Source organism: Chitinimonas sp. JJ19 (assembly GCF_036961565.1).
In the GTDB taxonomy this organism is placed as follows: domain Bacteria; phylum Pseudomonadota; class Gammaproteobacteria; order Burkholderiales; family Chitinimonadaceae; genus Chitinimonas.
The window spans coordinates 129,772-151,857 of the sequence record NZ_JBAMDD010000001.1 but is presented as its reverse complement, the minus strand read 5'-3'; the positions used below and the strand labels follow the sequence as shown (position 1 = coordinate 151,857).

Below are 22,086 nucleotides of genomic sequence, written 5' to 3'. Positions count from 1 at the left end.
CGGTAAGCTACATGCAGGTTGAAACCTACACCCCCGCCGATGTCATGACACCCATCGGGCCGTACAGCCACATTGCCAAGGCAGGCCCCTTCATCCAGATATCGGGCACTGCCGGCATAGACCCCGCCACCGGCGACTTCGCCGGCCCCGATGCCTATTCCCAGGCCAAGCGTATCGTCGAATCCTTCGCCTATATGCTGAGCACGGTGGGGGCAGACCTGGGCCAGGTCATGCATATCAACGTGTTTCTCAAGCACACGGAAGACTTCAGCGAAATGAACCGTGCCTACGCCGAAGTCATGGGAGACCACCGCCCCGCCCGCACCGTCGTCATCGTGGCCGACCTGCCCAAACCGGGCGCAAGAATGACCATGAACCTGATGGCAGTCAGTAAGGACAGCTGAACCGCAGCGGAGTTCACGCCAAACCGGCCAAACGGGCCTGACAAAAAACTGGCGCGCCTTTACTGCATATCGGCGCGCCAGCGTTTCATCAAGACAACTGCCTACATTTCAATGACAGTGCAAACCACTAGCGTGGCGCATTGCCGTGGCGGCCACCGCTTTCCGCCGCCTTGTCCACGATATGCAGCCCTGTCTGGGTAAAGGCCTTGCTCAATACCTCGTCCTTGACCTGATCGCCCAATGTCGCCAACGTCACCCCTATGGTGGCAAGCACCGACGCCAGGTCGCGATCGTTCGGCCGCGGCGGTGGCTCCTTCCAGAGCGACCACCACTTGGCCGGCAGGCGCAGTTCCGGCGGCTGGCCCTCAACGCGCATCTCCTCCGCTGTCGTCCGCAAAAAACCTGCCGGATCGCCACCTTGCGAGTAAATCACAGCTGCGGCGTCGGCCAGGCGCCGACTCAAGTCCACCGCGCTGAGCTGCGCATTCAGCAGCCAAGCCTCCTGCGGATCGCCGCCACGGTAGAAGTCGGCCTGCTGCACCTGGCTACGCAATATCTCCGTCGGGGCAGCTTGCATCGCCTGTTGTACCGCCCCAACGCGCAAGCCTTGCGGCCCGCCCCCTACGATCTCCCAGATTTGCGGCCGCAAGCGCGCAATAATCTTGATCAGCGCCAAACTCATCGTTGCCATGTCAATTCCTCCTGGCTGTACATGCCTAACAGATATCCGCGCGAGCCCTGAAACGCGGGCAACACGCAGTCGGGTCGAGATCCAACGGTCCCGATTTCTGCAAAGGAAGGTGTATTGCTGTGCCTATGGCGGAACGACATGAATAACTGAAGCGTTGCGCCAGCCCGAATCAGCGCCCAGGCAGCAAACCATCGCCACCCTGCCCTGCCCCTGACACACCCACCTTTTGTTATGCCGCTAAGCCTACTCGTGGGATAGCCTCTTGACGTCACCCAACTGGGGGAGACCGCCCCACCGTCCAGCGCATTTCTGCGGCGCCGCCTGCGGTGGACTACGCTGATCAGCGGAACCAATGCAGCCATACCAGCTTGCCCCAGGCGAGCGCAATCGAAGAACAAAGGGCCGTTGCATTGCTTACCTGAGCACCCACATACCCAGGAGGAAACCCATGAATCAGGCAGCCCCCGGCACCCAGGCCGACACAACTCAAACAAACGCCGCCAACCCCAATGGCTACATACCCATCGTCTTCACCTATGGCGGGCAGGCGTTCGCCAGCTACCAGGCCTTTCTAGCCAGCTTCTACCTGACCCTGCCCGGCGGTAACGGCGTGCAACTTGGCGCCAACCAGTACTATGGCTACAGCAGCGGTAGCAGCAACACCCTCACCTTGGGTAATAGCTACCCACTCAACAATGCCGCCAGCCCCATCACCGGATTGCTGCCCACCAATGCCGTGGGCAATACCGGCCTGGCACAGGCCTTTAGCAACTGGGCTGCCAACCAGGCGGCCTCCCCTGGCCAGACTGCCTACGCAAATCTGTATCTGAGCCAATACACAGGTGGCCGCGTCTATCTCAGCAACGGCAACCTGCAGTTGGGCGCCAGCGGCGAGCCTACCCCGGCAGCCCCGACCGACCCGGCCTATGACATGGTCTACGACATCTTCGAGCCCTATATCGGCGCACAAGTGGGCAGCACCACCATCGCCGGCAATCTGGCCGATATCACCGATGTGGACTGGTTCAGTTTCCCCGTTACGCTCAAGGTCTGGAGCTACGACTTTACCGGCACACCCGGCACACTCAGTTGCAGCGGTTCGGGTAGTAGCCTTAACGGCGGCAATGGCAGCGCCATCTGGCAAAGCCTGCTGATCCCCACCGGCGGCGATACACCGTCCAACCAATATCCCAGCACCAGCTTCCCTACCACAGGCGGCAACACCTCGGCACGCCGTGTGGCAGCACCCACCATGGCAGCTGCCGGCAGCTACTACAGCGACCCCACACTCAACCCCTTCCCCTATTCGTTTCTGGATGGTTACCTGCGCTATCTGCAGCAAGCACAGGGGAGCAACGCCAGCTTGTTCACCCTGAATGGCAGCTTCGCCGGCGTCGGCAAACACCCCACCTTGGTACAACTGAAGGCCCAGACCTTCTCGCTCGCCATCGACTTCAGCGCCATACAAACCGCCAGCTATACCTACCCCAGCGGCAACCTCACCCAGATCACCCCTACCAGCCAGGTGGTGCTGCGTGGCTACACCAGCCTACTGGGCAGCGCAGATAGCCCCTTTGAAATCACCCTGCCCTGGGCCATGGTCAGCGACACCTATGCCCTACGCGCCAACCCCACCATCACCCAGGCCAACGATGCGCTGGCGCAAGGCTGGCTCAGCCTGGAAGGCAACACACCCACCGCGCCCAGCTCTACCTACAGCCCTGTCAATGTCACGGCCCAGGACAGCGCCGGCACCGCCCTGGTGCCGACCTCGGGGAAGGCGCAGATGCAGCTGATCTACAGCGTGAACAGCCAGCCGCTCAGCAACACGCTAGATGATCTCTACCAAGGCGGCCAGGGTGACTGGCTCAGCCTGACCGGCACCACCGGGCTCACCTGCACCGCTAGCGCAACCTATACCCAGCAAGCCAGCTGCGGTGCCGTACTGATCATCACCACCAACACCAGCGGCAGCCTGAATACCCTCCAGATCAACGACATCGGCACGTCATCCCCCATGGCGCAAGGAACACAGTGGGTTATCCCCAGCGCAGCCACCGGGCTGGGCAACAACCAGTCCTTTACTGTCACCCTGGCAAAAATGCCCCTGCTGCGTAATGCCTTCATGCTCAGTAGCGCCACCTATACCACCCAGCCCGCCACCCTATCGCTCACCCCCGCCAGCGGCGACAGCTGCACCCTGCAGGTAAACAGCGCCGGCCTGATCACCAGCTTTCTGCCCAATACCGCCTGGACCACGCTATCGCAGCCCGCCGGCATCTACGGCGCCAATGCCGGCTATGTCATCTCTGGCTTAAGCGGCACCAACGCCGGCCTGAACGGCAATGTCCTGTCGTTGCAGAACGATGTATTCGGCTGGGCCGTTGCCGATCTGCTGGCCGCGCTCAACGCCGGGCTGGTCGGCTCGCCAGCGCAATGGTCCAACGGCAAGACGGTAGGCAACTCGCCCGACGACTGGTTTATTGTCGGCAACAACCCCTACACCGAAGGTGTATGGGGTGCCGCAGCCTGGGCAGGCCAGCAGTGGAACGGACAAGCAATCAGCAGTTTCTGGAACACCTGGGCCTGGGAGCTCTACAACGTGGCCGGCGGCACCAACGCCTACAATTTCGCCTTTACCGACCGCTTCGAATCCGGTGTGCTGATCGGCTTCAACCCGCCGCCTCCCACCCCCAGCGGCTTGCAGCCCGTGCTGCTGGAAGTCATCGTCAACGACTCTCCCGCCCTGGGCATCGTGCAGCTACAGGCCAACCAGGCTTGGTACGACACCGGTGTCAACGTCGCCACCGGCGGTAAAACCATCCAGTACCTGTCGGGAACCTGGACAGCCGACCCACAGACCAATGCCGGCCAGCAGTACGATGCCAACGGCTGCCCCGGCCTGACCGTCACCCAGCCCGCCTACCCCCTCACAGGCGTCAACATGGGCGCATTGGTCGCACGGGTAGGCAGCAACGGCGTATTCCTGGTCGGAGATGGCCCAACCAGCACCCCCGCAGGGCAAACCGGACGGCTGTATCTGTGCATCAACGACGACCTGAACCATGTGTATGGCGCCGGCCTGGCCGACAACGCCGGGAGTATCGTGGTGAAGGTGAGCTGAGCCAGATAGCAGTAGCAACAGGCACGGCGGGTTAGCCTCGGCTAGCCCGCACTCGTAGCCTGTTCAAACACTTTTACTTCGAACGCAGTCATCCCATTCACCTAGCAAGGAAAGACCATCATGAAGGAAAAGAAAGCCAAGCCCATGGCCATGGATATCGGAATCTCGGATGCAAATCGCAAAAAGATCGCCGCAGGCCTCTCCGGCCTGCTGGCCGACAGCTATACCCTGTACCTGATGACGCATAACTTCCACTGGAACGTAACAGGCCCGCAGTTCAACAGCCTGCACAATATGTTCATGGCGCAGTACACCGAACAGTGGAACGCGCTGGACATTATCGCCGAGCGTATCCGCGCCCTCGGTTTTCCCGCACCGGGCACCTATAAGGAATTCGTCAAACTCGCCTCGATCAAAGAAGTGGAAGGCGTGCCCAAGGCCACCGACATGATCCGCCACCTCGTATCAGCCCAAGAGGCCGCTGCCCGTACCGCCCGCAATCTGTTCGCCATCGTGAACGAAGCCAACGACCAGCCCACCGCCGACGTACTGACCCAGCGCCTCGACGTACACGAAAAAACCGCCTGGATGCTACGTAGCCTGCTCGAAGAGTAAGCCAAGCGACCAGGCGGAATAGCTGCTACGAGGCTGGTCGCAGCCCATGCCAAGCTGGCCTATAGTACTCAGGCTGACTGCCACCGGTAGCGTAGGCGTGGTAGTCAACCGAGCAGAGAAAAACAGTGAATGACTGGAGGAAGATCGATGGGCGCGCGGAATCGAGGCATTGCCAGTACGGTGCAACAGGTAAACCAGGAACGCGTCACCACACGAGTGCAACTGGCCGACTTCAAGCGCAACAACAGCGGCATCGGCAGTGCCACCCAACAACTGGGCGCATTCGCAGCCAACCCGACCAATGTTGCCCATCGCACCTCAATGGTCAATCGAAGCGGCCAAAGGCTGACCTCGGTCACGCTCAACAATACGGCCGAAGCAAGCGGCCTGGTCGACCGCGCCGCAACCTCCATGGCCCGCGAAGCGCAACTGGGCAAGAACAAATCGCTCAACGCCGCCCAGCGAGCCTGGCTGGCCGACATCATGAAGCCCACATGGTCACAGCCCACTCATGGCGCCACCGTCATGGGCCATTTGCAAACTGCACGGCGGCTCGAGGAATCCAGCCGCGTATTCGATACCATCGCCATGGCCGCCCAGAACAACTTCCCGGCCGACTTCAGCGTCGTCAGCAAGCGTGGGCGCGTACAGGGGCTGATGCAAAGCACCAATCTGGATTGGGCCGGGCAGCGTACCGAGAACACCGCCATCGGCTTTCTGGGCACCCATCCCAGAAATATCAGAAACCCCCAACGTACCCCCGGTGTAGGCTCAGCCATGATAGGCCACGCCCGCGAACTCGCCCGCGTCAACAACTCCCGCGCCATCACCCTGGGCGCCGAAGGCACCGAAGCACAGGGCTTCTACCGGCATCAGGGCTTTCAGCATGAAGATGGCAGGGCACTGCTGCCCCAGCACTTCAGCCACCGCACGCTGCCGTTGAAGTTGCCGTTGCGGTAGGGGCGACTAAGTGTGAAGGCGCCATCAAAACACGACGAAGCACGCTCACATACGCCTGCCGCCCCTGCTCCCTACTGGCTCAGCTGCACAACTCGGTTGCCAGCAGGCGGCCAGCAGGGTGGTCAATGCCGTTAAAAACTAGGCACATCTCTCCTCAATCTCTACCAACGCGCACCCATACAATGCGATGAATACACCGCTATTCACCGCGAATCTGGCGGTGAATAGTTTGCCTCTGCGGTGAAGCAACTCATGCAACTCTCCCCGTAACCACGGGGAATCTTCGAATGAAATCTGGCTGTTCGTAAAGTGTATGGGCACCGACCATGATTCGGGAAACGCCATGCCGACCCAAAGTCGCAAAACAGTGGTGCAGCATTCACCGCTTCCTTATAAAGTTGGGGGATCAGAAATCGTTGTTTCTTGTTGTCCCGAGGTTGAGCCATGACTGCCAGAGAAGTTGAATCTGCGCTACTTACCCGGTGCGCTGCCGCCGCACGGCAGCTTGCGCAATCCGCCCAAGATCAGCGCGAGGCCAATGTGTTCCGCTTGGCAGCGATGGTCGTCCAGTCGCGATTTCCCAACGAGTCGATGTATTTGATGCGAGCGAGCGAGCGTTACTTTGACTCACACCCGAACGAAAGACTTGCTCCGGCAGATATCGTCAGGAAGGGCTGGGTTCTAAGCCTGCCTCGCCTGCGAGACATGCTGAGCCAACGACTCTGTGGGCCTTGAATCTATGGCGACGAATCTCGTATTTCATACTCGTACCGCGCTGGCAGAAGGTCTGCGAGAGTTGTTCAAGCAGTTGGAGGAACGGCTTTCGCTAAGCAGCCCGGTAGACGTCTACTTGGCCGGAGGGATGGCAGTCCATCTCTACACGGCCAGTCGCGTTACGACTGACGTGGATGCGGAATTCGGAGCACGTGTTTTCCTTCCAAACGATCTGATGGTTGAGGTGACGCTGGAGGACGGCACGCAGCAGGTCATCTATCTCGACACCAACTACAACTCGACCTTTGCGCTGATGCACGAGGATTACTTGGACGACGCCATTCCGGTGGACCTCGGCACAGATCAGATTCGTGTTCGTGTCCTTTCTCCCGTCGATCTCGCGGTGAGCAAAATCGCCCGCTTTGCCGACAACGACAAGGATGACATTGCCGCCTTGGTGCGGCTTGGCCTGACCTGTGCAGATGAGATCGAGCGTCGCGCAACAAATGCCTTAGTGGGCTATGTTGGCGGTCAGGCGATGCTGAAACTTAATCTGCGAGACGCCGTCGCTTTGGCTCGCGAGATCGAAAGCAAGCGGTTGGCCGCCAGTGATTGAGCAACTGCCTTTCCTAGAAAAGCGTGCAGGAGCGGCCCTCATCTTGTGGTAGCAGGCCACCTCAGCCGTCAAGACGCACAGCGCTAGCGGAGTGAACTGGGATGATGTCGAGCACAAAGCCAACCCCGGATGTTGCGGATGTGATCTGCCCGCATGGCCCAAGGGGCGCGACGAAGGCAGCGCGGAGGGAGCCCGACAGCGGAACGAAGTGCAGATGTTGGGGTGTCCGGTTGACCGCAGGGTTAGAGCGCACTGCGGTAGTAATCCCTCTGGTATGGCATGAGTTCGTTCAGTTGAGCCCATGCGAATGAAAGAAGCGTCTTCTCGTCCGAATTGACGATTGAGCGCCATATTGTCTTGAGAGTATCGTCGGAGACGTTTCGAAGGTACATGCACTCAGGGAGGTCAGAAGGCACCCCCTCTATGAGATCGATGTTGTCGAAGGTGATGAGCCCTGATACCTGTGCAGTAACTGCCCAGTGCTCATTGCCGATAGACACTTGGGAGTGTTCGTCGTCTGGTTCATCAAACTGCTCTTCTCTCAACTCTTCCAGAAGTTCGGACATGACTTCTTCCTGGTTCGATTCGTCGATCGAAGCGGAGTATCCGTAGCGAGTAATGTAGGTGGAGGACATATGTACTCTAACGAATAAAAGGGACTTTCCCATCTCAGATGCAGAATTGGGATCAAATTGGGGCCAGGTCTCAATACTGTTTGGATAGTCGTATTTCACCTATACCAAGAGTTCTATGGCTGGGTGCTGGCGCATTACGCTGTCCGCTGGCTGATACACTAGGTGGCCAGCGAGCATCGACTGTCTCATGCTGAACTGTCGTTCACCGGCCATGTTCAGCTTCTGCGCCGCAGCCAACCCCAGTCTGAGGCCTTTCCCCCCGGGGCGGCCAAAATGAAGAAGGCAGTGGTTCCGTGAGTTGCTGGCCGTTGCGGCAAAGCTGCGGGCTGTGCGCACCTTGGGTCAGCGAGCGCCGCGACAGGTCACTCGGCGCAATTCGCCGTATGCCTCGCATGATCACCGCTATCCACGACGACAGCCACTGGATTGCACTGTAGCCATGGTTGAGCCCAAGTTGATTCATCCGCGGCAGCGGCCGCTGAAATCAATCTAACCGAACAGTATTGAGACCTGCCCCCTTTTGCTAGTCTCCGGTTGCATGAGGCCAGCCTCTCAAGTTTCAGCTGATCCGAAAATCCCCGGGCAGGTCAACCCATAATCTATAAATTAGCTATTTATTTCATCCAAATTTTTTGTTTGCAAGCCTCATCAACCGAGACCGCGAAATCAGTCGAAATTTTAATGGCAATTTTTGAAATTTTATCGATCCTATCAAAGTCTATGGGCATCTTTCGATCACCATGAGCTATGCTATTCCTAAACCTCAGTAAAATATTTAAATCCTGCTCATCAGATGGACACTCCATCTGATAATTCAGTAAAAACATGGCAACTAGCTCCTTAACGATAGCAGGAGATCTTCGACATTCCTATTATTACAGCTCTGTAAGGGTAAAAAGAAAGGCAGCCTAAGGCCGCCTTTCGAATCAATCCCAGCTCAACGCCCCACCCGATTGATACTCAATCACGCGGGTTTCGAAGAAGTTCTTTTCCTTCTTCAGGTCGATCATCTCGCTCATCCATGGGAAGGGGTTGGTCGCGCCGGGGAACAGCGGTTCCAGGCCGATCTGCTGCATGCGGCGGTTGCAGATGAAGCGCAGGTAGTCCTTGAACATGGAGGCATTCAGGCCCAGTACGCCACGGGGCATGGTGTCTTCGGCGTAGGCGTATTCCAGCTCCACGGCTTGCTGGAACAGCGCGGTCAGGCTTTGCTTGAAGGCGTCGGTCCAGAGGTGGGGGTTCTCGAGCTTGATGGTGTTGATCAGGTCGATACCGAAGTTACAGTGCATCGATTCATCGCGCAGGATGTACTGATACTGCTCGGCAGCGCCGGTCATCTTGTTCTGGCGGCCCAGCGACAGGATTTGCACAAAGCCCACGTAGAAGAACATGCCTTCCATGATGCAGGCGAACACAATCAGCGACTTGAGCAGTTGCTGGTCGGCCTCGGGCGTGCCGGTCTTGAAGTTGGGGTTGGTCAGTGCGTCGATGAACGGGATCAGGAAGTCGTCCTTGTCGCGGATGGACTTGATCTCGTGGTAGGCGTTGAAGATTTCGGCTTCATCCAGGCCCAGGCTTTCTACGATGTACTGGTAGGCGTGGGTGTGGATGGCTTCTTCGAATGCCTGGCGCAGCAGGAACTGGCGGCACTCTGGTGCAGTGATGTGGCGATAGGTGCCCAGCACGATGTTGTTGGCGGCCAGCGAATCGGCGGTCACAAAGAAGCCCAGGTTGCGCTTGACCACGCGGCGTTCGTCTTCGGTCAGGCCGTTGGGGTTCTTCCACAGCTCGATATCGCGCTGCATATTGATTTCCTGCGGCATCCAGTGGTTGGCGCAGGTGGCCAGGTATTTCTCCCAAGCCCATTTGTACTTGAATGGGACGAGCTGATTGACGTCGGTGCCGCCGTTGATGATGCGTTTGTCCACGGCGCTGACACGGCTGGTGGTGTGCGCTTGCACGCTGGCCGTGTTGTAGTCGGCTGCGGCTGGTGCGGCGGCGAACGCATATTGCGGCTGGGCCGGGGCTTGCGGGGCGGCCGGCTTGGCGGCGGGTTGTGCGGGGGTATCGTCCCAAGACAGCATGTCGTTTTCTCCCGATCTCTATCGTTGCTCAATCAATTTCAAATAAGACCGCTCCAGCGCAGGAACGATCAAAAATCTTTGCTACGGAGCGCCCAGCTCCCGTCGGCGTCGCCGAGCAGGGAACCCGGCGCAGCCGGGCGACACCGTCGGGTCGCCTTTCTTTGCTTACTTTCTTTGGCGAAGCAAAGAAAGTAAGGCGGCTGCGGGACGCACTCCCGCTGAAAACACTCGCGGCCTAGCCACTAAACACTTCCGGTTAAGCAAACCAAACAATCAGCTGATTTGCTTAACAGGAAGGGCTCTACCGAACCCTTCTTTCCTACCTTACTGCTTTGTCGGCTCCAGCATCGGGCTTCGTCTTGGATGCGCACAAATGGTGGCAGAGGGACTCCCACACCACCATGCCGTTCAGATCAAGCCCGTGATGCTCCAACATCACGGGCTTTCTCATTTCTGCGACTTCAAAACTACTTACTGACTACTACCACTTAGGCCAGGCGGCCCGCCAAGCCTTGAGCCGGCCCGGCGATGTCGGCATCTGCTGGGCGGCGCGGGCAGCTGCCAGCACCTCGCCCAGCGTCAGCTCGGCTTTCGCCGAGCCTGCCACTGCGTCACTGGCAGGCTTCGCACTACCGACTGCGTCGGCGGTGGTCTCACGACCGCCCGGGATTGTGGCCTCAAAGCTATCCCTCGCGCTCAGCCTGTCATTGACAGACTCTGCACTACCGACTGCGTCAGCGGCGGTCTCACGACCGCCCGGGATTGTGGCTTCGCCGCTATCCCTCACGCTCAGCCTGTCATTGACAGGCTTCGCACTCGGGATTGTCAATGCTGCAAAACTTTGCCGACTCAGCGGCGCCCTCCCCTGCGGCATAGCTAGCGGCAGCTGCCGGGGCTGCGGCGATCTGGCCACCGCCCACGGGCACGGCGTTCAGTTCACCACCACGGCCGGTGGATTTTTCGGCGCTGGATGCCGACAGGGTGCGCAGGTAGTAAGTGGTCTTCAGGCCACGTACCCAGGCCAGGCGGTACAGGTCGTCCATCTTCTTGCCGCTGGCACCGGCCATGTAGATATTCAGGCTTTGTGCCTGGTCTATCCACTTCTGGCGGCGCGAGGCGCATTCCACCAGCCATTGGGCTTCCACTTCAAAGGCGGTGGCGTAGATGTCCTTGAGGTCTTGCGGTACGCGGTCGATGCGGTACAGCGAGCCGTCGAAGTACTTGATGTCGCCTATCATCACGTCGTCCCACAGGCCGCGTTCCTTCAGGTCGTGCACCAGGTGTTCGTTGATCACCGTGAATTCGCCCGAGAGGTTGGATTTCACGAAGATGTTCTGGTAGTTCGGCTCGATCGAGGCCGATACGCCGACGATGTTGGCAATGGTCGCGGTCGGGGCGATGGCCAAGCAGTTGGAGTTGCGCATGCCGTAGGTGGCGATGCGGGCGCGCAGGGTGGCCCAATCCAGGGTTTCGCTGCGATCCATTTCAACATAGCCACCGCGTGCTTCGGCCAGCATGTCGATGCTGTCTTGCGGCAGGATGCCCTTGGACCACAGGCTACCGGCGTAGCTGGGGTACTTGCCGCGCTCTTCGGCCAACTCGGTGCTGGCGTAGTAGGCGTGGTAGGCCACCACTTCCATCGAGCGGTCGGCGAATTCGACTGCGGCGTCCGATGCGTAAGGTACGCGCAGCATGTGCAGGCAATCCTGGAAGCCCATGATGCCCATGCCCACGGGGCGGTGCTTGAGGTTGGAGTTGCGTGCCTTCTTGACCGGGTAGAAGTTGATATCAATCACGTTGTCCAGCATGCGCATGGCGGTGCGGACGGTACGCTTCACCTTGTCGCCATCCAGGCTGAACTGGCCGTCGGCACCCTTCACCATGTGGTTGACCAGGTTCACCGAACCCAGGTTACACACAGCGATTTCGTTGTCGTTGGTGTTCAGTGTGATCTCGGTACACAGGTTGGACGAGTGCACCACACCCACGTGCTGCTGCGGGCTGCGGATATTGCAGGGGTCCTTGAAGGTGAACCAGGGGTGGCCGGTTTCAAACAGCATGGTCAGCATCTTGCGCCACAGCTGCAGGGCCGGGATCTTCTTGTATACGCGCATCTCGCCGCGCTCTGCCTTGGCTTCGTAGCGGACGTAGGCTTCTTCAAAGGCCTTGCCAAACAGTTCATGCAGGTCGGGCACTTCGCTGGGGCTGAACAGCGACCATTCACCGCCTTCAATCACGCGCTTCATGAACAGGTCCGGTATCCAGTTCGCGGTGTTCATGTCGTGGGTGCGGCGGCGGTCATCGCCGGTGTTCTTGCGCAGTTCGAGGAACTCCTCGATATCGGCGTGCCAGGTTTCCAGGTAGGCACACACGGCGCCCTTGCGCTTGCCGCCCTGGTTCACTGCCACGGCGGTGTCGTTCACCACCTTGAGGAAGGGAACAATACCTTGCGACTTGCCGTTGGTGCCCTTGATATGCGAGCCCAGGGCGCGCACCGGGGTCCAGTCGTTGCCCAGGCCGCCGGCAAACTTCGACAGCAGTGCGTTTTCCTTCAGGCCTTCATAGATACCATCGAGGTCATCGGCAATGGTGGTCAGGTAGCAGCTGGAGAGCTGCGAGCGCAGGGTGCCCGAGTTGAACAGGGTCGGGGTCGACGACATGAAGTCGAAGGTCGACAGCACGTTGTAGAACTCGATGGCACGGGCTTCGCGATCAATCTCGCGGATAGCCAGGCCCATGGCCACGCGCATGAAGAAGGCCTGCGGCAGCTCGATACGATGGCCGTGGATATGCAGGAAGTAACGATCGAACAGGGTTTGCAGGCCCAGGTAGTCGAACTGGTAGTCGCGCTCGTACTTCATGGCAGCGCCCAGGCGCGCCAGGTCGAACTGGGCCAGCTCCGGGTCCAGCAGCTCGGCCTCAATACCCTGCTTGATGAACTTGGGGAAATACTCGGCGTAACGGGTCGCCATTTCCTCGTGGGTAACTTCTTCTTCCAGCACTTCGCGGCGCAGGCTGTGCATCAGCAGGCGGGCGGTCACGCGGCTGTAGGCGGGTTCCTTCTCGATCAGCTGGCGGGCGGACAGCACGGCAGACTTGCGTACTTCCTCGGCCGGCACGCCGTCGTACAGGTTCTTCAGGGTCTCGGTAATGATGTGCTCGGGGTCGGTCACCGTCTCGTAGCCCGAACAGGCCGATTGCACAATGGCGCGCAGCTTGGCCACATCCAGCGGCTTGCTCACGCCTTCGTCATTGATATTGATGCCGGCCACTGGGGCATGCTCTGCCTCACCCTTGGCCAGGCGTTCCTGATGCCGGCGCTCGCGGTACAGCACATAGGCACGGGCCACATCGTGCTCGCCCGAGCGCATCAGGGCCAGTTCAACCTGGTCCTGGATATCTTCAATGTGGATGGCGCCGCCTTCAGGCTTGCGGCGCATCAGGGCGTTCACCACCAGGTCGGTCACACGCTGCACCGTCTCGCGCACCGAGGCCGATTGCGCAGCAGCACCACCATGCACAGCCAGGAAGGCCTTGGTCACGGCAACCGAGATCTTCATAGGTTCGAACGGCACGACGGCACCGTTGCGGCGTATGGTTTTGTACTCGGCAACCTGCTGAGCGGCAGTCGAACCCACGCTGTCGTTACCCTGTGGGTACGAGGCGCGTGTGGTGCTGGCGGTATCGGTGGTGGCGTACATGTGAGGACTTCCCCTTTTCTAGGTGTTGATTGCCTACGAGACCCTGGGCGCCATGCGCGCCAAGGCCCCGAGCTGGGTGGGATGTTCAGATGGTGCGTAGGCTGGCAGGAGATGCCTGTTCAGCCCGTCTACCCTGAACGCACACCCTAAAAGTACATTCCGGCAGGCCCGGAATGGGGTGTGCATAATTCTGTGTAGAAAATGTGGAAAACACTATATGTAGTGTTTTTTGACTGCTCTGACTACTAATTCTAGTGATGCGACCCGCCGCAAGCAACAGTTGTTTTTACCACCCCGTAGATACTGGGCCTAACGCAACAGGCCAGCCGCAATCGGCACCAGGGCCGCCGTTTTTGCAGGCCCGATGCCCCCTGGCGGGACTGTGGATAATTCTGGGGACAACTACGGCACGGTGGCAAAACCGGGCAAACAATGCCGCAATCGCAGCATAAAAAAAGCGCCCTTGCCTTGCGCAAGGGCGCTCCTGTTTCGGGGGTGATACGCCGTCAACCAGCGCCAAAAACCCGCTCGCGCAGCTTGTGCAACTGGTCGCGTAGTTCGGCCGCCTTCTCGAACTCCAGGTTCTTGGCCGCCTCCATCATGGATTTTTCTATCTGCTTGAGCTGCTTGGCCAGCGTCTTCTCATCCATATCCTCCAGCAGGATACGGCCCTGGCGTTCCAGCCGCTCGGCGCGGGCGGCATCTTCGTCATACACCCCGTCGATAATGTCCTTGATGCGCTTGACCACGCCCCGTGGGGTGATTCCGTTGGCTTCGTTGAACGCCACCTGCTTGGCCCGCCGCCGCTCGGTCTCGTCGATGGCGCGGCGCATGCTGTCGGTAATCCGGTCGCCATAGAGTATGGCGGTGCCGTTCAGGTTACGGGCGGCACGGCCTATGGTCTGTATCAACGAGCGCTCGCTGCGCAGAAAGCCTTCCTTGTCTGCATCCAGTATGGCTACCAGCGATACCTCGGGAATATCCAGGCCCTCGCGCAGCAAGTTGATGCCGATCAGCACATCAAACTCGCCCAGGCGCAGGTCGCGCAATATCTCCACCCGCTCCACCGTGTCGATATCCGAATGCAGGTAACGCACCTTGATATGGTGCTCGGTAAAGTAATCGGTCAGCTGCTCCGCCATGCGTTTGGTGAGCGTGGTCACCAACACCCGTTCGCCTACGTCGGTGCGCTTGCGTATCTCGCTCATCAGGTCGTCAACCTGGGTGGTGACCGGCCGCACATGGATAACCGGGTCCACCAGGCCGGTAGGACGTACCAGTTGCTCCACCACCTTGCCCTGGTGCTCGGCCTCGTACTTGGCTGGGGTGGCCGAGACAAACACCGTCTGCGGCATCATGGTCTCGAATTCCTCGAACTTGAGCGGCCGGTTGTCCAGCGCGCTGGGCAGGCGGAAGCCATAATCGACCAGATTCTCCTTGCGCGACCTGTCGCCCTTGTACATGGCACCCACCTGGCCGATCAGCACATGCGACTCGTCCAGGAACATCAAGGCGCCTTCGGGCAAGTAGTCGATCAGCGTGGGCGGCGGCGAGCCAGCCGGCTTGCCCGAGAAATGCCGCGAGTAGTTTTCAATGCCCTTGCAAAAGCCCATCTCCTGCAGCATTTCCAGGTCGAACTTGGTCCGCTGGTCCAGCCGCTGCGCCTCTACCAGCTTATGTTCCTTGTGATAGAACTCCAGCCGGGTACGCAGCTCTTCCTTGATGGTCTCGATGGCGCGCAGCACTGTGGCGCGCGGGGTGACATAGTGGCTGGAGGGGAACACGGTAAAACGCCCCACCCGTTGCTTGATATGGCCGGTCAGCGGGTCGAACAGCTGTATCTGCTCAATCTCGTCGTCAAACATGCCGATACGCACTGCCAGATCGGCATTTTCGGCGGGAAACACATCAATCACATCGCCGCGCACCCTAAAGGTACCGCGACCAAAGTCGATCTCATTGCGCTCATACTGCATCTGCACCAGGCGGGTCACTAATTCGGGCTGGGGCATTTTCTCCCCTTCCCGCACGTGCAGAATCATCTTGTGATAGTCGCTGGGGTCGCCAATACCGTAGATAGCCGATACGGTGGCCACGATGATGCAATCGGGCCGCTCCAGAATGGCCTTGGTGGCCGACAGGCGCATCTGCTCGATATGCTCGTTGATCTGCGAATCCTTCTCGATGAACAGATCACGGCTGGGCACATAGGCCTCGGGCTGGTAGTAATCGTAATAAGAGACGAAATACTCCACCGCGTTCTCGGGAAAGAACTCCCGGAACTCGGCATACAGCTGCGCCGCCAGAGTCTTGTTAGGTGCCATCACGATGGCCGGCCGGCCGGTGCGGGCAATCACATTGGCCATGGTGTAGGTCTTGCCCGACCCCGTCACCCCCAACAGCGTCTGAAAACGCAAGCCATCCTCCAGCCCCTCGACCAAGCCATCAATCGCAGAGGGCTGGTCGCCAGCAGGCGGAAAAGGCTGATGCAGGCGGTAAGGGCTATCGGGAAAAGTGACGATCATGGTGGCCTTTTGCAGAACCTGATTGAGAACCTATTAGATAAGGGCGGATAAAACACCGCCCGGACAAACAAGGGGGCAGCCTTTCTACCAACGCCAGCGATTGTAGCGCCACACAAGGCAAACCGGACGGAAGCAACAGAATCGGCTAAAGTATTTACACCATCCTTGCATCAGACTCGTCATGTCCGAACCCCAAGTACCCAAGCCGGATTGGTCTTACGCAGAAGCGCTGCTCGACCGCTTTGGGGATGCGGTATTGGTATTCGACAAGGAACTGGTCTGCCGCTTTGCCAATACAGCCGCCGCCGAAATGCTGGGCCGGCAGATGCAGGACGTGCTGGAACAACACGCCATGCAGCTCTACCCCAGCGAGCATGCAGACAAGTTCAACAAAGCCCTGGAGGCCGCGCTGGGTGGCCAGGTCACCCGCAATCGCGGCTGGCGGGATATCCCATCGCAAGGCCACCGCTGTCTTGATTTCCGCTTCGAGCCCTGCCTCACCGCCGATGGCCATATCGCCGGCGCCATGCACAGCGCACGCGACATCACCGAAATGGCCGAGGTAGAAGAGCGCGCCCGGCTCTCGGTCATGATGTTCGAGCACACCACCGAAGGCCTGATGATACTGGGTGCGGACAAGCGCATCCGGCTGGTCAACCCCGCTTTTACCGAGCTGACCGGCTTTAGCGCCGACGATGTGCTGAACGAACAACCCGAACACCTCACACCATCCGGCCAGGACGAGGCCAACCCCTATCCCGATATCTGGCACGCGCTGGAATACGACAATGCCTGGCAGGGCGAGGTAATCTACCGCCGCCGCGACGGCAGACTCATGCCCACCTGGCAGACCGTAGTGCGCGTGCGCGATGCCGCCGGCGAGGTAGAGCATTATCTGGCGATTTTCACCGACCTGACCGAACGCCAGCGTTTTGAGCAGCAACTGGAACGGCTGGTCTATTACGATGTGCTCACCAGCCTGCCCAACCGCGCGCTGCTGTCCGACCGCATCGCCCAGGCCATGTCGCGGGCCGAGCGCATGGGCAGCCATATGGCCCTGCTGTTTATCGATCTGGACCGCTTCAAGGCCATCAACGACACCCTGGGCAATCACCAGGGCGACCAGTTGCTTCGAGCGGTGGCCCAGCGCCTGCGCGATGTCGCCAATATAGAGATGACAGTCTGCCGCTATGGCGCGGACCAGTTCCTGCTGCTTTACCCCGAGCTGGATACGCCCGACCAGGCCTCTACACTGTGCGGCCGCCTATTGCTGGCCCTGGCATCCCCGCACCAGGTCGGCTCGCAAAGCCTGACCATCACCGGCAGCATAGGGGTGGCGGTCTACCCCGACGATGGTATCGAGCGCGAGACGCTGATCCAGCACGCCGAAACCGCCATGCAGGCAGCAAAGAAGGCCGGCCGCAACACCTTCCGATTCTTTACCCAGGACATGAACCAGCGCAGCGCCGAATTCCTGCTGCTGGACAACCATCTGCGCCAGGCCCTGGTCAATAAGGAATTCCTGCTCTACTACCAGCCGCAAATCGATATCAAGACCCGCGAAGTCATCGGCATGGAAGCCCTGATGCGCTGGCGCCACCCCGATCTGGGCCTGGTTCCACCCAACCGTTTTATCCCTGCGGCCGAAGAAACCGGCCTGATCGTGCCCATGGGCGAGTGGGTACTGCACGAGGCCTGCCGGCAGAACAAGGCCTGGCAGTTGGCCGGGCTGCTGCACGCCCCGGTTGCCGTCAACGTCTCTGCCCGCCAGTTTGCCGAGCAACTGGAAGACGTCACCACCAAAGCCCTGCAGGATGCCGGCCTGGCACCCGAATGGCTGGAGCTGGAGGTGACCGAAAGTACCCTGATGGACGATGTAAACGAAGCCATCCTCACCCTGGGCGCGTTGAAGCGCATGGGCGTGCGGCTGTCCATCGACGACTTTGGCACGGGTTACTCCTCGCTCAACTACCTCAAGCGCTTCCCCCTCGACAAGCTCAAGGTCGACCGCTCTTTTGTCATCGACATACTGGACGACCCAGACGACGCCGCCATTGCAGGCGCCGTGGTCAGCCTGGCCAAGAACCTGCGGCTCAAGGTCATTGCCGAAGGCGTGGAAACCGCCGAGCAGCTGGATTTCCTGGAGCAACTGGGCTGCGACGAAATGCAGGGCTTTCTGGTCGCCCCGCCCATCCCCGCCGACAAGGTGCCGGAGTTCCTGGCGCAGTGGCGCAAAAAGCCAGTTTGATCCTTAGAGCCTGTTCAAAGTCTTTTCGCCGCGTCGTTCGCAACCTTGCCGGATGAAGGGCAAGGTGCAAGCCGCGCAGCGGTACCGGTTCCGGTATCGGTACCGTCAGCGGCTTGCAACGCCGCCCTTCGCCGGCAAGGCTGCGAACCCGGAGGGCCGGCGCGCGGCGAAAAGACTTTGAACAGGCTCTTAGCAAACCAACCAGCAAATAGCCCGGCATCAAACCGGGCTATTGGTATCCATCAGCAAGGCCGTCTATCGCTAACTCTGCACCTGCACCCGCTTGCCCTGCACATTGCGCTCTGCCGGTTTGCCCTGCACCCGTATCTCGCCCGGCCCATCAGATTGCGCCTCCAGCCGGTTGCGCACATCCGCGCTGATATCGCCCGACCCCGTGCTCTGCAGCTTGGCATTCTGTGCCACCAAGCGGCTCAAACCCGCCTCGCCGGGGCCATCCACCTGCAGCAGCAGATCGCGGACACTACCTACAGCTTGCAGGTCGCCCGAACCGGACATCTGCGCGTGAAAGCGCTCAGCCGCTACGGTACCCAGCATCACATCACCCGGGCCGTGCATCTCCAGCTCCACATCCTGCATGGATAGCGCACCGGCATTCAGATCGCCACTACCGGTGAGGGCAATCTTGATGTTGCTGGCCTGGCCCACCAGCCGTATATCGCCGGGGCCGCTACCATCCACCTTGACCGTACCGCCGCTGATGCCATCCACCGCCACACTACCACTGCCGCTGCTCTGCACCAGCAATCCGGCCACCTTGCCTCGCACCGATGCGCTGCCTGGGCCATCCAGGCGCAGCTCCGCCGGGCCTTCCAGGCCAGCCAACATCAGATCGCCCGAGCCCGATACGGTCGCTTGCAGGCTGCTGGCCCGCCCCCGCAAGGTCACATCGCCGGGGCCGGATTGATCCAGCACCACGCGGCCGGCTTCCAGCCTGTCCAGCACCAGATCGCCCGAGCCGCTGACATTGCCATCCAGCTCGGCCACCTTGCCCTCCAGCCGGGTATCGCCAGGGCCAGATGCCTCCAGCTCAAAGCGTTGCGCATCCAGGCCCTGCACCACAATATCGCCAGAGCCGCTGCTGTTGATACGCGCCAGGGCAGGCAATACCAGATTGACCTTCAACGGCCGCGTGCTAGAGAAATTGCCGTTGGTGCGTATCACCAACGCGTCGCCCACCTGTTCCGTCACGATGAACTTGAGCAGATTCTCATCGCCCTCCAGTGTCATGCTGGCAGCACTGCCCGCCACCACACGCACATTCACCTCTATCGGCCCGCGCAGCTCTACACCTTGCACAGCAGCCAGCGGACGGGTCTCGGTCACCAGCTTGCCATTGCCTTTCACACCGCCCCAACCACCCACCGAGACATGCCACTTGCCGCCACCCTCTGTGGCTTCATCGCCATTCACATGCACGGTACACGCCATCATGGGCAGGCACAGCATCAACCAGAGTCCGTTTTTCATCGCGCACCTCATCATTAAACATACTTATTGGTATGTTATATGAAAATCGCCGGTTAGCCAGCACCGCATTACCTTCTGGGCATGGCGATGCGATGAATACAACAGACCGCACCCGGCATAGTCCCAGCAACAAAAAAGCCAGCCCCTCTAGGGCTGGCTTCATGTTGTGCCAGATACAGCATGCTGCCGCCTACTCTGCGGCCAGCCTCGCGTTCTCGCCACTTAGTTGCTGCTTGGCCGGCTTGCCCCAGATCGTGATATCGCCCGAGCCCATGGCATTGGCAATCACCGAAGCAACGGCATGGACCCGCATATCACCCGAACCCATCAGATCCAGCTTGGCCTCCTGGCTTTGCAGCCCTTGCAAGTCCAATTCACCCGAGCCCATCACATTGCCTTCCAGCATCTTGGCAAGCCCACTGGCCTCCACCCCGCCGGAACCCTTGATCGCCGCCTCGAACCTGTCCACCTCGATACGGCCAAGCTTGGCCTCGCCCGAGCCCAGCACGTCTATCTTCACGTCGGTAGGCAACAGCCCATCGCCAACCAAGTCGCCTGAGCCCACCATGCGCACCGTCAACTTGCCCAGCTTGCCACTCAGGCTGGTCTCGCCCGATCCGGTCGACTCCACCAGCAGGTCGCCGCCAGCCAGACCACGCACCGCCACGCTACCCGAACCAGTATTCTCCAGGCTCGCCAGGGCCGGGGTAACAATGCTCACCTTCAGCCCGCGGTCGGTAGAGAAAGCCCCCTCAGTCTTGATGATCAGCTTGTCGCCCACCTGCTCGGTCACCACCAGCTTGACCAGATTCTCATCGCCCTCCACCACCATGCTGGGTGTATCGCCGATACGGATTTCCACATCCATGCTGCCCGTAGACTGCACGGTTTTTACGGCCGCAAGGGTGCGACTTTCCTTGGTGACCACACCATTACCCTTGATCCCACCCACGCCACCGATAGAGACGTGTACCTTGCGGATATCACCTGTCTTCTCATCGTTGTCGACATTGATGCTGCAAGCCGCCAGCGGCACGCAAAGTGCCAGTAACAAGCCGTATTTCATTGCTCATCTCCTCTCAGGTAAACATTCTTATTGGTATGTTATATCCATTACCCCGGAAATGCACGCCCTCCTGTCGGGCCGCAGCCTAGCGCCGCTAACAAAACCCAGCGTAGCGGTTCTGGCTAGGCGTACGTACGCTGGCGCGCGCAGCAGACAGTACGTGGGTACGGCAAGCTCGCACAATAACGCCAGAAGGGTTTTGTTAGAGGCGCTTAGTCTTCGCCCTTGTTGTTGAGCGCCGCATCCACCACGGCACGGCTCAGGTGTGGCGCAAAGCGCTCGATAAAGGAATAGGTATAGCCGCGCAGGTAGGCATCACGGCGTATGCCGATATGGGTGGTGGAAGGCTCGAACAGGTGCGAGGCATCGATGGCAAACAGGCCGACATCGCGTTTCACGTCAAATGCCATACTGGCCACGATGCCTATGCCCAGGCCCAGGCCCACATAGGTCTTGATCACATCGGTATCGATGGCGGTCAGCACCACGTTAGGCGCCAGCCCGCACGATTCAAATGCGCGATTGATCTTGGAGCGGCCGGTAAAGGCAAAGTCGTAGGTAATGATGGGGTACTTGGCCACATCCTCTATGCGCAACTGCCCTTTCAGATCCAGCAAGGGGTGGTTGTCCGGCACGATGATGCTGCGGTTCCAGCTGTAACAATCAAGCATGGCCAACTCAGGGAACTGGTCTATCCCCTCGGTCGCAATGGCGATATCGGCCGAACCATCCATCACGAACTCGCAGATCTGGGTCGGGCTGCCCTGCTTGATCGAGAGCTTGACCCCGGGGTAGCGCTGCATGAAGTCATGTATGGTCGGCGGCAGGGCATAACGTGCCTGGGTGTGCGTGGTGGCCACCACCAGCCCGCCCTCCTGCTCGTTGACAAACTCCTCAGCCACCCGCTTCAGGTTCTTGGCTTCGCGCAGGATACGCTCGGATATCTTCAGTATCTCCTTGCCCGGTGCGGTCACATCCACCACCCGCTTGCCGTTGCGCACAAACACCTGCACCCCCAGCTCATCTTCCAGCAGGCGTATCTGCTTCGATATACCCGGCTGAGAGGTATGCAAGGCCTCGGCCGCATCCGATACATTCAGGCCCTGCTTGGCCACTTCCACGAGATAACGCAGTTGCTGAAGCTTCATGTGCCACCCTGACTCTGCGCACTGCCCAGCCAGGCTGCCGGGCAACGCTAAATTGAAATAACCGAGT

15 protein-coding genes are annotated in these 22,086 nt (G+C 59.7%); 6 read left to right on the top strand and 9 right to left on the bottom strand.

Annotation, left to right across the window (positions count from 1 at the left end; genetic code table 11):
* Positions 1-11: 11 nt before the first annotated feature.
* Entirely contained in the window at positions 12-404 is a 393-nt protein-coding gene (locus V7714_RS00655; RefSeq protein ID WP_335387307.1) for a RidA family protein, read from the top strand.
* 127 nt (positions 405-531) lie between these two features.
* Here the strand turns inward: V7714_RS00655 and V7714_RS00650 are convergent, their stop codons facing one another.
* Complete coding sequence (locus tag V7714_RS00650) at positions 532-1,095, bottom strand: hypothetical protein (protein WP_335387306.1); 564 nt, start codon at positions 1,093-1,095, stop codon at positions 532-534.
* Between the two features lie 448 nt (positions 1,096-1,543).
* Between V7714_RS00650 and V7714_RS00645 the strand changes: the two genes are divergently transcribed.
* The 4 genes from V7714_RS00645 (at position 1,544) to V7714_RS00630 (ending at position 7,124) form a co-directional block, all read left to right on the top strand.
* Positions 1,544-4,219 carry a beta-1,3-glucanase family protein gene (locus tag V7714_RS00645; RefSeq protein ID WP_335387305.1) on the top strand — a complete coding sequence of 892 codons (2,676 nt, stop codon included), beginning with the start codon at positions 1,544-1,546 and terminating at the stop codon, positions 4,217-4,219.
* Positions 4,220-4,369: 150 nt separating this feature from the next.
* The gene (locus V7714_RS00640; RefSeq protein WP_442890285.1) at positions 4,370-4,834 is read left to right on the top strand and encodes a Dps family protein; all 465 of its coding nucleotides are present in this window, start codon (positions 4,370-4,372) and stop codon (positions 4,832-4,834) included.
* Between the two features lie 147 nt (positions 4,835-4,981).
* Positions 4,982-5,794, top strand: a complete 813-nt coding sequence (locus tag V7714_RS00635) for a GNAT family N-acetyltransferase (protein ID WP_335387303.1) — start codon at positions 4,982-4,984, stop codon at positions 5,792-5,794.
* Positions 5,795-6,533: 739 nt separating this feature from the next.
* The gene (locus V7714_RS00630) at positions 6,534-7,124 is read left to right on the top strand and encodes a DUF6036 family nucleotidyltransferase (RefSeq protein ID WP_335387302.1); all 591 of its coding nucleotides are present in this window, start codon (positions 6,534-6,536) and stop codon (positions 7,122-7,124) included.
* A gap of 242 nt (positions 7,125-7,366) precedes the next feature.
* Here V7714_RS00630 and V7714_RS00625 read toward each other — a convergent pair whose 3' ends face one another.
* The 5 genes from V7714_RS00625 to uvrB form a co-directional block, all read right to left on the bottom strand.
* A complete protein-coding gene (locus V7714_RS00625; RefSeq protein WP_335387301.1) occupies positions 7,367-7,690 on the bottom strand; it encodes a hypothetical protein in 324 nt (107 codons plus the stop codon).
* Positions 7,691-8,373: 683 nt separating this feature from the next.
* Complete coding sequence (locus tag V7714_RS20585; protein WP_442890282.1) at positions 8,374-8,565, bottom strand: MAE_28990/MAE_18760 family HEPN-like nuclease; 192 nt, start codon at positions 8,563-8,565, stop codon at positions 8,374-8,376.
* Between the two features lie 120 nt (positions 8,566-8,685).
* Positions 8,686-9,843: a ribonucleotide-diphosphate reductase subunit beta gene (locus V7714_RS00620; RefSeq protein ID WP_284196776.1), complete on the bottom strand. Its 1,158-nt coding sequence runs from the start codon at positions 9,841-9,843 to the stop codon at positions 8,686-8,688.
* 797 nt (positions 9,844-10,640) lie between these two features.
* The gene (locus tag V7714_RS00615; protein ID WP_335387300.1) at positions 10,641-13,544 is read right to left on the bottom strand and encodes a ribonucleoside-diphosphate reductase subunit alpha; all 2,904 of its coding nucleotides are present in this window, start codon (positions 13,542-13,544) and stop codon (positions 10,641-10,643) included.
* A gap of 506 nt (positions 13,545-14,050) precedes the next feature.
* Positions 14,051-16,069: an excinuclease ABC subunit UvrB gene (uvrB, locus tag V7714_RS00610; protein WP_335387299.1), complete on the bottom strand. Its 2,019-nt coding sequence runs from the start codon at positions 16,067-16,069 to the stop codon at positions 14,051-14,053.
* 181 nt (positions 16,070-16,250) lie between these two features.
* Here uvrB and V7714_RS00605 point away from each other — a divergent pair, with 181 nt between their 5' ends.
* The gene (locus V7714_RS00605; RefSeq protein WP_335387298.1) at positions 16,251-18,317 is read left to right on the top strand and encodes a putative bifunctional diguanylate cyclase/phosphodiesterase; all 2,067 of its coding nucleotides are present in this window, start codon (positions 16,251-16,253) and stop codon (positions 18,315-18,317) included.
* Between the two features lie 261 nt (positions 18,318-18,578).
* On the opposite strand, the gene V7714_RS00600 is transcribed toward V7714_RS00605, so the two are convergent.
* From V7714_RS00600 to cysB, 3 genes are all read right to left on the bottom strand, one after another.
* Positions 18,579-19,805, bottom strand: coding sequence for a head GIN domain-containing protein (locus V7714_RS00600; protein WP_335387297.1), 1,227 nt, complete (start codon positions 19,803-19,805; stop codon positions 18,579-18,581).
* 190 nt (positions 19,806-19,995) lie between these two features.
* Positions 19,996-20,871: a head GIN domain-containing protein gene (locus tag V7714_RS00595; RefSeq protein ID WP_335387296.1), complete on the bottom strand. Its 876-nt coding sequence runs from the start codon at positions 20,869-20,871 to the stop codon at positions 19,996-19,998.
* Between the two features lie 212 nt (positions 20,872-21,083).
* Entirely contained in the window at positions 21,084-22,019 is a 936-nt protein-coding gene (gene cysB / locus V7714_RS00590; RefSeq protein WP_335387295.1) for an HTH-type transcriptional regulator CysB, read from the bottom strand.
* Positions 22,020-22,086 lie beyond the last annotated feature (67 nt).

What these genes read in the sequence shown, in the direction of transcription:
- V7714_RS00615 (WP_335387300.1), bottom strand. Translation starts at nt 13,544, where the DNA reads ATGTACGCCACCACCGATACCGCCAGCACCACACGCGCCTCGTACCCA.
- uvrB (WP_335387299.1), bottom strand. Translation starts at nt 16,069, where the DNA reads ATGATCGTCACTTTTCCCGATAGCCCTTACCGCCTGCATCAGCCTTTT.
- V7714_RS00640 (WP_442890285.1), top strand. Translation starts at nt 4,370, where the DNA reads ATGGATATCGGAATCTCGGATGCAAATCGCAAAAAGATCGCCGCAGGC.
- V7714_RS00645 (WP_335387305.1), top strand. Translation starts at nt 1,544, where the DNA reads ATGAATCAGGCAGCCCCCGGCACCCAGGCCGACACAACTCAAACAAAC.
- V7714_RS00605 (WP_335387298.1), top strand. Translation starts at nt 16,251, where the DNA reads ATGTCCGAACCCCAAGTACCCAAGCCGGATTGGTCTTACGCAGAAGCG.
- V7714_RS00595 (WP_335387296.1), bottom strand. Translation starts at nt 20,871, where the DNA reads ATGAAATACGGCTTGTTACTGGCACTTTGCGTGCCGCTGGCGGCTTGC.
- V7714_RS00655 (WP_335387307.1), top strand. Translation starts at nt 12, where the DNA reads ATGCAGGTTGAAACCTACACCCCCGCCGATGTCATGACACCCATCGGG.
- V7714_RS00650 (WP_335387306.1), bottom strand. Translation starts at nt 1,095, where the DNA reads ATGGCAACGATGAGTTTGGCGCTGATCAAGATTATTGCGCGCTTGCGG.
- V7714_RS00620 (WP_284196776.1), bottom strand. Translation starts at nt 9,843, where the DNA reads ATGCTGTCTTGGGACGATACCCCCGCACAACCCGCCGCCAAGCCGGCC.
- V7714_RS00625 (WP_335387301.1), bottom strand. Translation starts at nt 7,690, where the DNA reads ATGTCCGAACTTCTGGAAGAGTTGAGAGAAGAGCAGTTTGATGAACCA.
- V7714_RS00630 (WP_335387302.1), top strand. Translation starts at nt 6,534, where the DNA reads ATGGCGACGAATCTCGTATTTCATACTCGTACCGCGCTGGCAGAAGGT.
- cysB (WP_335387295.1), bottom strand. Translation starts at nt 22,019, where the DNA reads ATGAAGCTTCAGCAACTGCGTTATCTCGTGGAAGTGGCCAAGCAGGGC.
- V7714_RS20585 (WP_442890282.1), bottom strand. Translation starts at nt 8,565, where the DNA reads ATGGAGTGTCCATCTGATGAGCAGGATTTAAATATTTTACTGAGGTTT.
- V7714_RS00600 (WP_335387297.1), bottom strand. Translation starts at nt 19,805, where the DNA reads ATGAAAAACGGACTCTGGTTGATGCTGTGCCTGCCCATGATGGCGTGT.
- V7714_RS00635 (WP_335387303.1), top strand. Translation starts at nt 4,982, where the DNA reads ATGGGCGCGCGGAATCGAGGCATTGCCAGTACGGTGCAACAGGTAAAC.